The following is a 12,163-nucleotide window of genomic DNA, read 5'->3' on the forward strand; positions in this document are numbered from 1 at the left end:
GACGTTCTCCTTCACCGACGCTCCGTCGGTCGAGGGCGACGCGAAGTACACGGTCTCCTACGCGGGTGACGGCGGCCACGCCCCGGCGTCCGCCTCGCGGACCGTGTCCGTCGCCCGCAACGCCACCACGATCACGGTGAGCGCGCCCGCCACGGTCAACCTCGGCAAGTCGCTGACCGTCACCGGCAAGGCCGTCAGCGCCGACGCGCTCCCGGCCGGCACGGTGCTCACCGTCAAGCGCACGGACCCGGGGGCGTCGTCGGCCAAGACCCTGGCCCCGGTGAAGACCAAGGCGGACGGGACGTTCTCCTTCACCGATGCTCCGTCGGTCGAGGGCGACGCGAAGTACACCGTCTCCTACGCGGGCGACGCGACCCGCCTCGCGGGTTCGGGCTCGGACACGGTGACCGTCTCCCGGGCCGCCACCACGCTGAGCCTGAACAACAACGGCACGGTGTACTCCTACGACAAGGACGTCACCTTCACCGCGCACCTGGGCTCGACCTACAAGAGCCGCACGGTGGAGATCTGGGCCAACCCCTACGGCTCCGACAAGCCCGACAAGCTGCTGAAGAAGGGCACCGTCAACTCCAGCGGCAACCTCTCCGCCGTGGTCGACATGAAGCGGGACACCACCATCACCGCGGTCTTCGCCGGTGACGCCCGCACCGCCCCGAAGACGGTCAAGGTCACCGCGTACGCCAAGGTGAACGTCTCCACCTCGGTGGCGAAGTACTACAAGACGGGCAGGATCGGCTCCGGCTCGACCACGTACTACTGGTACCGCAAGAACGTCGGCCCGGTGTTCACCACCACGATGAGCTACTACCCGGGCCGCAAGCACCGGCTGGACATCGACGTCTACATCGATGGCGAGTGGCAGCGCGGTTACGAGAAGTTCTTCAAGCTGAACAGCGACGGCAAGAGCGTCATCGACCTCGGCGCCTCCGACGAGGCGGGTCTTCGTGTCCGGGTCCGGTCGGCCTACATCAACGGCTCCTCCGGCGACGACGTCAACTCCACCACCTACAGCTCCTGGAAGTACCTCTACTTCACCAACTGACCCACGGTCCCGGACCGTCGGCCAGAAGCCCCGAGCCGCCCGCCGGCCGGGGCTTCTGCCCTTGTGTCCCGCTCCCCGCAACCGGCCGCCCGTTCAGCGCGTCAAGTCCGACTGGTACAAGAGGAAAGGTGCACATGAGGAAGCTGGTTGGTTCGCTCGGTAGTGGTCTGCTGGTCGTCGGGATCACCGCGGGGGTGTGGTGGAACTGGTTCCACGAGCCCTATGCCCTGGCCGACGCGCCCAGGGTCGACGTGACGGTGCGCGCGGAGAAGTCCACGTACCCCGATGTACAGGAGACGGCCGAGGACGTCGACACGCTCGTACGGGTCTACGTTCAGCGGCTCAAGGCCGGAGACGCGAAGGGAATCGCCGAGCTGGCCGGGCCCGCCTTCAAGCAGCCCGGGCCCACCGCGGCCGAGTACGTGCGCGAGTACGGCCGGGCGGCGGGCGGTCCCGTCGAAGTCACCGTGCTGGAGGGAGTCGTCCCCTACTTCAACCCGGTGACGGTGACGTACGGACGAACCGGTCAGCGGCAGGAGTTGCTGCTGGTGAAGGACGACGGGCACTGGTGGATGGGCCTCGGTGACGGAGACCCCGCGGCGGGCTCGTGACGACGACCGCGGAGAACGGCCTCCGCGGCGCGGCCTCGTCCTCTCCCGGCGGATCAACGGGACACGGGAGCGGCGACGATCGGCGAGCTGCCCACCAGGGACACCGCGTCCCGTGAACAGCCTTGAATTTCAAGCCACTTGACGTGTGCGAAAGTGGTCCCGGTCCACGCGGCCAGGTCCGGAACCACCGGCATCCGGACGTTTCCGACGCCCCGTCAGGACGCAACGGGCCAAGGACGTTTGCGTCCATCCGTTTCCTCTTCCAACCCGCGTGACCTGCGACGAAAGTAGTTCTTGCCACCGAGCGCCACACCCGGAACGGCCTTCACAGCTGCACCTGCAGGGCAGCTGTCCAGGCCGCGGATGTGCCTTCGTGCGCTCGACTCACACACCGCAGGAGAAATCATGAAGCTGGGCCGTGCCATCCGCCGTACCACCGCCACCGTGCTCGCCGTCGGCGCGATGTCCCTCGGTATGGTCGCGACGACCGCCGGAGCCGCGCACGCCGCCGCGTCGTGCAGCGGCGACGTGTCGATGTACGGCACCCTGTCCGACGGCCGGCTGACGTACACGCAGATCGCTCCGGACACCGGCAACCGCGTCAAGACGCTCACCGGCCCGAACCTCGGCTTCACGCCCAAGGCGATGGCGGCCCTCAACTTCAACACCGTCCTGGTCACCTCGACCACCGGCGACCTCTACCGCGTCGACGTGCAGACCAACAACACCTCCCTCACCCTCGCCGGTGTCACCAAGATCTGGGAGGGCGGCTGGACCTTCGACAAGATGGTCTACGACGGCGCCGGCCACCTCTACGGGACGGTCGACGGCCAGCTCCACCAGTACCTGGTGTCGCAGGCCAAGCCCGCGGGTTCGGCCCACATAGGCCAGCACGTCGTGATCGACACCGGTTTCGTCCTCAAGACGCTCGCCGCCGCGGGCGACGACCGCATCGTCGCCTCGACCGCGGACGGCCGGCTGCTCAGCTACAAGATCAACGGAGTGGACGACTGGGACCGCACGGTCCTGAAGTCGAGCGGCTGGTCGGCGGTGGACTCGCTCTCCTCGCCGGGCGGCGGCCTCTACTACGGCCGTACCAACGGCGGCATGTACTGGTACTCCGACGCGGACCCGACCGACGGTGACGGCAGCGACATCACGTACCACTCCGACGACCCGGTGGACGCGTCCGGCTGGACCCAGAGCCTGCTGTCGACCTACGCGAACAACTGCGCCTACGTGGCGCCGGCCCCGGCGGAGTCCGTGCAGGGCGGCACCATCTCCCGCAACGAGGTCATCGCCCGCGCCAAGAACTGGTACACCCGCAACGTCCCCTACAGCCAGAGCGCCTACGCCTCCGACGTCGACGGCGACCACACCTACCGCACCGACTGCTCCGGGTTCGTCTCCATGGCCTGGCACCTCACCAGCTCGCTGAACACCGAGACCCTCTCCAGCGTGGCCACGCAGATCAGCAAGGCCGACCTGCGGCCCGGTGACGCGCTGAACGACTACTCCGAGCACGCCGTCCTCTTCGCGGGCTGGAAGGACCAGGACGCCGGCACCTTCTACTACTACGCCGAGGGCAGCACGGCCACCGACATGAACTACGACACCGCGAACATCAACAGCGGCAACATCGGCGGCCACCCGGCCTCCGCGTACGTCGCCCTGCGCTACAAGAAGATCGCCTGACACCCCGTCCGACGCCTCGAAGGCCCCGCCGATCCCCGGCGGGGCCTTCGAGGCGTTCTCGGCCCGGAACGGGCTCACGACCTGGCCGCACCCTCGCCGCCCGCCGCACGCTCCGGTACCGCGCCGGCCGGAGCGGCGCGGTACCGGAGCGTGCGGCACCTCACCGGTCCAGGCGGGCAACGCTTCACCGGTCCCGGCGGAGCCGCGCTCGCGGCACCGTCCACACCGGCGAGGACGGTGCCGGCCTCCGGGCCCGCCTCGTGCGCGACGCCGACGGGGGTGTCCAGGCCGTGCCGGTGGTCGTGGACCCCCTCCTCGGCCGTCCGCCCTCGGGAGCCCTCACCTTCCGGTCCGCGGCCGACGCACCGTTCGGCGTACGGTCCGGCGGCCGGAAAGGGACGGGCCGCTCCGGGCGGGCCGCCCCGGGCCGGCCGTGCGCGTCCCGGCCGTGCGCGTCCCGGCCGTACGAGGACGGCGTCAGCACCCCGGAGACGGCCGGCGGACGTGCGGCCGAACCGTCCGGCGCATGGGGCGGCGCGGCCGGCTCAGCGGGCCCGCCGAGCCCCGATCGCTTCCGCTTCCGCTTCCACGTCCACGTCCCGGAGGGGATTCCCCCGGCCCACGCCGAAAAGGGCGGCGCCCCCTCGGTTCGAGGGGGCGCCGCCCTTTTCGGTTCCGTCGGCATCAGTACCAGGAGTTCGCCTGCCAGAAGTTCCACGCGCCGCATGGGGAGCCGTAGCGGCCGTCGATGTAACTCAGACCCCACTTGATCTGGGTGAGGGGGTTGTCCTTCCAGTCGTCGCCCGCGACGTCCATCTTGGTCCCGGGCAGTGCCTGCGGGATGCCGTAGGCGCCGGAGGAGGAGTTCGTCGCGTTCCAGCGCCAGCTGCTCTCGTGGTCCCAGAGCGTCTCCAGGCAGGCCCACTGCGCGGAGGTGGCCCAGGAGGAGTCCTTGCTGTTCATCATCTGCCGGCCGGCGGCCTTGACCGCGGTGATGTCGTTGCGGTCGACCGTCTCCGTGGAGGTGGTGCAGGTGTAGGTGCCCGGCTGGGCGGACAGCAGACTCTGCGTCCAGCCACGGGTGTTGACCGGGTCGTCGAGGTGGTACGAGATGTCGGAACCGGATCCGTCGGTCGGGTCGGCGTCCTTGTACCAGTACATGGCGCCGGAGGACAGGCGGCCGAAGTAGAGGCCGGCGCCGGGCGAGACGAGCTGGTTGAAGCCGGACCAGCCGGAAGTCTTGAGGGTGTTGCTCTTCCACGAGCCCGCGCCCGCGACGGAGTAGTCGAGCAGCCGTCCGTCGTCGGTGGTGGCGCCGAGGCGGTCGTCGCCGGTGGCGGTGAGGGTCTTCAGGACGAACCCGGTGTCGATCTCGGTGCGCGCGCCGATGTGCTGCGAACCGGCCGGCTTGTCCTCGGTCACGTTGTAGCGCAGCAGCAGGCCCGCGGCGGTGGTGCCGTAGAGGTGGCCGTGGCCGTCGTACGTGAGCTTGTCGTGGGTCCAGCCGCTGTCGGCGATCTTCACCGGCGCGTTCAGCAGGGCGAGGCTGGTGTTGTTGGTCTTGATGTCGACGCGGTAGAGGGCACCCGAGGTCGACGTCATCAGGACCGTGTTGAAGTTGAGGGTCGCCATGGCCTTCGGCTCGAAGCCGAGGTCGGGCCCGACGAGCACCTTGGCCAGGTCCCCGGTGGCCGGGTTGATCTGGCTGAACGTCAGCCTGCCGTCGTCGAGCACGCCGTAGATGTTGACCCCGCCCGAGCAGGTGGTGGCCGCTTCGGCGGCCGGAGCGGCCACCGTGAGGAGTCCGGTGCCGAGAACGCCGGCCGCCAGCAGGCCTGCGGCCTTCCGGCCGTTCTTACGGATGGTCTTCACTCTTCGCTCCCCCTGGGACGGTTGTGGTCGTGCGGGCGGGCGTCGGAGGGTGACCCGGCAGCCCGGTGAACGGGACGGCGCCGCGGCGGACGGCCGTCAGCGGCGGTGGAGGGCCTACTGCCAGCCGGCGTCCGTCGGAGCGACCTGCCAGCCGGCGTCACCGGCGAGAACGGAGGAGGCCGGAACCGCGTCCGTCGTGGACCGGTGCGTGACGGCCGGGGCGGCGAGAGCCGTGGCGACGACGAGGGAGGAGACCGCGGCGGCCTTGGCGATTCGGGTGCGGAGCATGGCTGTTTCCGTTTCTTCCGGGACGAGATGCGGTGTCCGGCCCTTCGTCGCGCCCCGCGGTGGCGCTCGGTTCGGCCGGTGATCCATAGGTTCGTCGCAGCTCAGGCCCGTGAAAAGGGTTCACGGATGGACGGAAGCGGCCTTGGACCGATGCGTCCACGCGGGCCGCTTCAGTCCACCGTCTGCGGTTCGAAGGCCAGCGGCATCAGCGGCGCCCCCGCGCCGGTCGGCCGCGCCGTGGCCAACTGCGGTACGGAGAAGAGCAGTCGGCGGGCGGTCCGGAGGGCCCGTTCCTCCGCCTCCTCGAGTGCGTCGGCCAGCAGGTAGAAGCCGAGCGTGAGTTCGGAGGGAGAGACGGGATGCACGGCGACGTGCTCGACGCGGTCGCGGGGGGCGATCGCCGACCGCACCAGGGTCCTGATGTTCTGCGGCAGTTCTTCGCCGGACGGTAGTTCCAGATATATGTGGACCAGATACATACGTTCCAGAGTCTCAACGGGATTCATGAACAAGTTGCCTTGTGGCGTGGTCAGTTGAGGCCATGGCCGCTTTGGTCCTGCCTCTGTGACGATCCCCCGTCCTCTGCGAAGATCATCGTCGGACAGGGGAGGAACCGTGCAGGAAGCTGGGGGAACCGGATGCTGACCGCTCTTGGACTCGACGCCGCCGCGGAGACTGTGTACCGCGCCATGCTCAGACATCCGGCCGCCGGTGTGGCGGCCCTCGCCGACGCCGTGGGGCTGCCCGAGGAAGAGGCGCGCGATGCCCTCGACACGTTGAGCGAGCTGGCCCTGGTGCGCCCCGCCGCCGGGGACGCGGGCCGGCTCCGGGCCGTCTCCCCGGACATCGGCATGGAGATCCTGATGGGTCGCCAGCAGGCGCAACTGGCGGCCCAGCAGCAGCGTCTCGAATCCTCGCGGGCCGCCGCGGCCCAGCTCATCTCCGAGTACGCCGAGCTTCGTCCGGCCACCAGCCATCCCGGGGTGGAGCAACTGGTCGGCCTCGACCAGATACGCGACCGGCTGGCCGTGCTCACCCGTGAGGTGCGCGAGGAGTTCCTGGCCTTCGCCCCGGGCGGACCGCAGACCGCGGAGAACATGGCCGCGTCCCGGCCGCTCAACGAGGACCTGCTCGGCCGCGGGGTGCGCATGCGCACGATCTACCTCGACAGCGTCCGCACGAACCGGCCCACCGTCGAACACGCCACCTGGCTGGCCCGGCTGGGCGGCCGGGTCCGCACGGTCCCCTCGCTGCCGACCCGGATGATCATCATGGACCGGCTGACCGCCATGATCCCGGTCAGCAGCGACGACACCGCCGCGGGCGCCGTCCTGCTGACCGGCCAGGGCACCCTCACCGCCCTGTGCGCGCTCTTCGAGACCACCTGGGAGACCGCCCAGCCGCTCGGCGAGACCGTGCCCACCGACCCGAACGGACTCACCGGCCAGCAGGCGACCGCCCTGCGGCTCCTGGCCGAGGGCCACACCGACGAGGCCATCGCCAAACGACTCGGGGTCTCCCACCGCACGGCCCGCCGGATCGCCTCCGAGCTGATGGAACGCCTCGACGCCCGCAGCCGTTTCGAGGCCGGCGTACGCGCCGTCCAGCAGGGCTGGCTGCCGACCCGTTCCTGAGCTTTTGCCCGGGCGGCGGTCACGTCGCCCGGCTCCCGGATCCAGGTGGTGCCCGCCCGGTCGCTGTGCACGGTCACCGTCGCCTGCTTCCGGCCGACGGTCTCACCCTTCACCCTTGCTCGGCTGCTCGGCGGAAACCGCCGGCAGCGTTCGCGCCCCGGGAGGGGAGTGAAGGGAAGGCCGCATTTCGGTGTCCCGGCGGTTAATGGACGGGAAAATGAATTCGCCTCCGGGAATCCTGCGGAATTCCGCTACAACCACCGCCCGGGGTGCGATGTCCAAACGGGTGAATAGGAAACACGACCCCCGCGCGTAGCTGCGGGCTCACGACTCGACCGCTGCCCGCCGTGACGACGGCGGCGGCGGTGGCGGCGTACGGACCGGCGTCTTTCCCCGCCGGGCCTGATCATCACCCATTCCCCGAAGGGTCATTTCTGCATGCGCACGTTAAGGACCATCGCCTCCACCGCTTCTCTCGCGCTCGCACTCGGCGGAGGCGTGTTCGTGGCGTCCACCGCCCAGGCCGCCGCGAGCCAGGCCTCCATCGGCCGTACCTCCTGGGGCGAACTCCGGTACACGGCCGGTGCCGGACAGACCAACAAGCTGAGGATCACCGGGAAGAAGGTCGACGTCGGCTCCGAGGACCACTACGAGATCCTCCTCACCTTCCGCGACGCGTACGACATCACCCTCTCCACGGACCGGTGCGGCTATCCGTCGGCGGCCGACCACAAGCTCGTCGAGTGCAGGGTGGAGGTCGGCGTGGGGGGCACCGGCGACGGAGACCACTTCGACGCCTACCTCGGTGACGGCAACGACACCGCGGTGGTCGCCGGACCCGCGCTGAACTCGGTCCACGGCGGCAAGGGCAACGACCTCCTCAAGGGCACCTCCGGTTCCAAGCTGTACGGGGAGGACGGCGACGACCGCCTCGACGGGGGCGGCGGCGTCTACGGCGAGGGCTCGTCCGGCGGCGCGGGTGACGACACGCTCACCGGCTGCGAATCCAGGTGCCACGGCGGTCCCGGCGACGACGTCCTCTTCGGCACCGCCTCGGGGCAGGACGACGGCCTGTACGGGGACGACGGCAACGACGTCGTCCACGGCGGCTCCGGTGCCGACCTCCTCTCCGGCGGCCGCGGCAACGACAAGCTGTACGGCGACGCCGGCGACGACAGGATCTACGGCAACACCGGCAACGACCTGCTGCACGGCGGCGCGGGCGCGGACGCGCTCTCCGGCGGCGCGGGCACCGACAGGGTCTACCAGAACTAGAGCCGGAACGTAGCGAGAACCCGGGGCCGGCAGGGGGTGCGGAGGGGGAACGGTTCCCCCTCCGCACCCCCTGCCGGCATCCAGGACAGCGCCGGGGCGACGGGTGCCCGCGGCACGCCCGCACCTCACCCGACTGACCGGAACTCTTCGTTCCGCCTCTCGCGTTCTTCCTGTGTGACTCTTCAGCAAGAAATCGTCGGCAATGCCATGCAGATGGCCGTCGTCAACCTGCGCCTCGGCCAGACCGTGTACTGCGAAGCGGGAAAGTTCCTGTTCAAGACGACCAACGTGACCATGGAGACACGGCTCTCCGGGCCGTCGGGCGGAGGCGGAGGGCAGCAGGGCGGCGGAGGCGGTATGGGCGGCATGCTGCGCCAGGCCGTGGGCACCGCCATGCAGGCGGGCCAGCGCGCCCTCGCGGGCGAATCGCTGGCGTTCCAGTACTTCACGTCGACGGGCGGCGAGGGAACCGTCGGTTTCGCGGGCGTGCTGCCCGGCGAGATGCGCGCGCTGGAGCTCGACGGCACACGCGCGTGGTTCGCCGAGAAGGACGCCTTCGTGGCGGCGGAGTCGACCGTGCAGTTCGGCATCGCCTTCCAGGGCGGCCGGACCGGACGCAGCGGCGGCGAGGGCTTCGTCCTGGAGAAGTTCACCGGCCACGGCACGGTGATCATCGCGGGCGCGGGCAACTTCATCGACCTGAACCCGGCCGACTTCGGCGGCCGCGTCGAGGTCGACACCGGCTGTGTGGTCGCCTTCGAGGAGGGCATCCGGTACGGCGTCCAGCGCATCGGCGGCCTCAACCGGCAGGGCCTGATGAACGCGGTCTTCGGCGGCGAGGGCCTGTCGCTGGCCACCCTGGAGGGCGACGGACGGGTGATTTTGCAGTCCCTGACCATCGAGAGCCTCGCCAACGCCCTCAGGAAGGCCCAGGGCGGCGACAAGCAGGGCCCGACGGGCGGACTGTTCTCGACCCGCGAGGGGTGAGTCCCCGAGCCTGTCGTTCGGATCGGGCGGCGCCGGGACGCGGCGCCTCGTCGGCTGCCCCGCGTCCCGCCGCATGATCCGAACGACGGGCCCCGGGCCCGCGCGGACGCGGGGGCGCGGCACCGGGTGGTTGCGGCGCGGACCGATGAGTTGCGGGTACCGGTGGGGTCTGTCCTGATGACAGCAGACCCCACCGCAAGGAAGCAGGCACCGCCATGGGCAAGCTCACCCTCACCGCGTTCGTCAGCATCGACGGAGTCCACCAGGCGCCGGGCGGTCCCGAGGAGGACCCCAGCGGCGGCTTCGCCCAGGGCGGCTGGAGCGTTCCCTTCGGCGACGACGACTTCGGGCGCTTCGTCGTCGACAACTTCTCCCACGTGGACGCGTTCCTGCTGGGCCGGCGCACGTACGAGATCTTCGCGGGCTACTGGCCGAAGAAGACCGACCCGGCCGACCCGATCGCCTCCAAGCTGAACTCGCTGCCCAAGTACGTCGCCTCCTCGACACTCACGGACCCCTCCTGGGAGGGCACGACGGTGATCACCGGTGACCTCGGCAAGGAGGTCACCGCTCTCAAGGAGCGCACCGGGGGCGAACTCCAGATCCACGGCAGCGCCGTCCTCGCCCAGTCCCTGTTCGCGCTCGGTCTGATCGACACCCTGCACCTGATGACCTTCCCCGTCGTGCTCGGCGAGGGCCGCCGCCTCTTCGCCGACGGCGCCGCCCCCACCGCGTTCCGGCGCACCGGCGGCACGGTCACCGGCTCGGGCGTCGCGATCAACACGTACGAGCGCGAAGGGCGTCCCGCGTACGGCAGCTACTAGCCACTGGTCGGGGGTGTCGTGTGCCGTCCCGGTCGGTGTCGCGGCCGGGGCGGTCTTCCAGAACCGGGAGGGTGTCCTGCCCTCGCAATCCACCGGGTACTACCACGAGTACACGGTCATCACGCCCGGCTCCTCGACGCGTGGTGCCCGTCGCATCGTGACCGGCAGGAAGACCCTGGAGGACTACTACACCTCGGACCACTACGTCACCTTCAAGCTGATCGACTTCGGCTGCTGATCCGGGCCGCCGGACGTCCGGGCCCTGTTCGTCAGGGCCTCCGGCTCCGCGCGGCCGCAAACAGCGCGAGCGCCAGGACGAGGAGCGAGACGCTCGCGTAGATCTCGTGACCGTCGAGGAAACCCAGCCGCTGCACGAGTCCCCACCCGTGCGGGTGGCCGGTCGCCTCCCGGACCAGACCCAGGGCGCCCTGAACGAGGGCGACGAAACCGAGAACCTCCAGCGACTGCCTCATGGCACGACCCTCGCCCCGCGGACCCCCCGGGCACATCGGCCGCGGGGCGAGACGTGTCCGACCTGAGTCGCGGGTCACCGGCCCCCGGCCGGACGAAAGTCCGGACCGTTCCGACTTCGGTCTACGGCCGGGCTCGCGGGGAGGTGGCGGCGTGCTCCGCTGCGTAGATTTGTCGATCGTGAGTGGTGACAGTCCGGCGCCCGAGCCGTGTGACGTTCCAGCGCCGGTCCTGCCCGCCCGGCGGTGGCTGCTGCCGTCGGCCGTGGCCGCGGACCTCGACCCCGAGGCCGAACGCGCGGGGCCCTCCGGACGGCCCCGGCGCACCGTGCGCGACTGGGTCGTCGACCTCGGCTGCTTCCTGCTGGCCGTCACCATCGGTCTCGCGGCCGCGAGCACCGTGAACGACGAGCCGGACATCCCGCACGGCCTCGCCGTCGCCGACCAGCTGATCGGAGCGCTCGCCTGCGCGGCGGTCTGGCTGCGCCGCCGGTGGCCGCTGGGACTGGCCGTCGCGATGATCCCGGTCGGGCTGGTCTCGAACACGGCGGGAGGCGCGGGACTCGTCGCCCTCTTCACCCTCGCCGTGCACCGGCCCTTCCGGTACGTGGCCTGGGTCGCCGGCGTCCAGCTCGCGCTGCTCCCGGCGTTCTTCTGGCTGCGGCCCGACCCCGAACTGCCGTACCTCGCCGCCCTCGCCGTCACCGCGCTGCTCACCTCCGCGGTGGTCGGCTGGGGCATGTTCGTACGGTCCAAGCGCCAGCTCATGCTGAGTCTGCGGGACCGCGCGCGACGGGCCGAGACCGAGGCGGCGCTGCGGGCCGAGCAGGCGCAGCGGCTCGCCCGGGAGGCGATCGCGCGCGAGATGCACGACGTGCTCGCGCACCGGCTCACGCTGCTGAGCGTGCACGCGGGGGCGCTGGAGTTCCGGCCCGACGCGCCCCGGGAGGAGGTCGCCCGGGCCGCGGGGGTGATCCGGGAGAGCGCGCACGAGGCCCTGCAGGACCTGCGCGAGATCATCGGGGTGCTGCGGGCCGGGGACTCCGACGAGGCGGGGCGTCCGCAGCCGACGCTCGCGGCGCTCGAGGGGCTGGTCGCGGAGTCGCGCTCCGCCGGTGCGGAGGTCGTGCTCGACAACGGGGTCCTCGATCCGGGTGCCGTACCGGCGTCCGTGGGGCGCACCGCGTACCGCATCGCGCAGGAGGGGCTGACGAACGCGCGCAAGCACGCGCCGGGGGCGGAGGTCACGGTGACGGTGCGGGGCGCTGCCGGCTCCGGGCTGACCGTGACCGTCGCCAATCCCGCGCCGCCGGGGCCGGTGCCGAAGGTGCCGGGGTCCGGGCAGGGGCTGATCGGGCTCACGGAGCGGGCGACGTTGGCGGGGGGACGGTTGGAGCACGGGGTGGTGGGGGGTGGGGGGTTTCGGGTTCGGGCCTGGTTGCCG

The 12,163-nt window shown here is 70.8% G+C and carries 12 protein-coding genes and 1 pseudogene; 9 read left to right on the plus strand and 4 right to left on the minus strand.

Annotation, left to right across the window (positions count from 1 at the left end; all coding sequences use genetic code 11):
- The 3 genes and pseudogenes from CW362_RS40485 to CW362_RS40495 all read left to right on the plus strand — a co-directional run.
- Nucleotides 1–1,063, plus strand: a pseudogene (locus CW362_RS40485) (Ig-like domain repeat protein); the annotation flags it as partial.
- A 134-nt stretch (nucleotides 1,064–1,197) separates the two neighbouring features.
- Nucleotides 1,198–1,674 (plus strand): hypothetical protein, encoded by a 477-nt coding sequence (locus tag CW362_RS40490; protein WP_240658313.1) that lies wholly within the window; start codon nucleotides 1,198–1,200, stop codon nucleotides 1,672–1,674.
- 405 nt (nucleotides 1,675–2,079) lie between these two features.
- A complete protein-coding gene (locus CW362_RS40495) occupies nucleotides 2,080–3,369 on the plus strand; it encodes a tachylectin-related carbohydrate-binding protein (protein WP_103554586.1) in 1,290 nt (429 codons plus the stop codon).
- Between the two features lie 684 nt (nucleotides 3,370–4,053).
- Here CW362_RS40495 and CW362_RS40500 read toward each other — a convergent pair.
- The 3 genes from CW362_RS40500 to CW362_RS40505 all read right to left on the minus strand — a co-directional run bounded on the left by CW362_RS40500 (nucleotide 4,054) and on the right by CW362_RS40505 (nucleotide 6,035).
- Complete coding sequence (locus CW362_RS40500; protein ID WP_103554587.1) at nucleotides 4,054–5,241, minus strand: aggregation-promoting factor C-terminal-like domain-containing protein; 1,188 nt, start codon at nucleotides 5,239–5,241, stop codon at nucleotides 4,054–4,056.
- 114 nt (nucleotides 5,242–5,355) lie between these two features.
- On the minus strand, nucleotides 5,356–5,529 hold the full coding sequence (locus CW362_RS43955; protein WP_167455664.1) for a hypothetical protein: 174 nt from the start codon (nucleotides 5,527–5,529) through the stop codon (nucleotides 5,356–5,358).
- Between the two features lie 170 nt (nucleotides 5,530–5,699).
- A complete protein-coding gene (locus CW362_RS40505; RefSeq protein WP_240658314.1) occupies nucleotides 5,700–6,035 on the minus strand; it encodes a hypothetical protein in 336 nt (111 codons plus the stop codon).
- A gap of 132 nt (nucleotides 6,036–6,167) precedes the next feature.
- On the opposite strand from CW362_RS40505, the gene CW362_RS40510 reads away from it, so the two are divergent.
- The 5 genes from CW362_RS40510 to CW362_RS40530 all read left to right on the plus strand — a co-directional run bounded on the left by CW362_RS40510 (nucleotide 6,168) and on the right by CW362_RS40530 (nucleotide 10,487).
- On the plus strand, nucleotides 6,168–7,163 hold the full coding sequence (locus CW362_RS40510) for a helix-turn-helix domain-containing protein (protein ID WP_103554589.1): 996 nt from the start codon (nucleotides 6,168–6,170) through the stop codon (nucleotides 7,161–7,163).
- A gap of 438 nt (nucleotides 7,164–7,601) precedes the next feature.
- Nucleotides 7,602–8,438, plus strand: coding sequence for a calcium-binding protein (locus CW362_RS40515; protein WP_103554590.1), 837 nt, complete (start codon nucleotides 7,602–7,604; stop codon nucleotides 8,436–8,438).
- A 174-nt stretch (nucleotides 8,439–8,612) separates the two neighbouring features.
- Nucleotides 8,613–9,425 (plus strand): AIM24 family protein, encoded by an 813-nt coding sequence (locus CW362_RS40520; protein ID WP_103554591.1) that lies wholly within the window; start codon nucleotides 8,613–8,615, stop codon nucleotides 9,423–9,425.
- Nucleotides 9,426–9,640: 215 nt separating this feature from the next.
- On the plus strand, nucleotides 9,641–10,249 hold the full coding sequence (locus tag CW362_RS40525) for a dihydrofolate reductase family protein (RefSeq protein ID WP_103554592.1): 609 nt from the start codon (nucleotides 9,641–9,643) through the stop codon (nucleotides 10,247–10,249).
- Between the two features lie 13 nt (nucleotides 10,250–10,262).
- Complete coding sequence (locus tag CW362_RS40530; protein WP_276313762.1) at nucleotides 10,263–10,487, plus strand: ribonuclease domain-containing protein; 225 nt, start codon at nucleotides 10,263–10,265, stop codon at nucleotides 10,485–10,487.
- A 31-nt stretch (nucleotides 10,488–10,518) separates the two neighbouring features.
- On the opposite strand, the gene CW362_RS40535 is transcribed toward CW362_RS40530, so the two are convergent.
- A complete protein-coding gene (locus CW362_RS40535) occupies nucleotides 10,519–10,722 on the minus strand; it encodes a hypothetical protein (protein ID WP_103554593.1) in 204 nt (67 codons plus the stop codon).
- Between the two features lie 178 nt (nucleotides 10,723–10,900).
- On the opposite strand from CW362_RS40535, the gene CW362_RS40540 reads away from it, so the two are divergent.
- A partial coding sequence (locus CW362_RS40540) for a sensor histidine kinase (protein ID WP_103554595.1) occupies nucleotides 10,901–12,163 on the plus strand: 1,263 nt, incomplete at its 3' end.

The sequence above is a fragment of the Streptomyces populi genome, from assembly GCF_002911015.1.
GTDB lineage: Bacteria > Actinomycetota > Actinomycetes > Streptomycetales > Streptomycetaceae > Streptomyces > Streptomyces populi.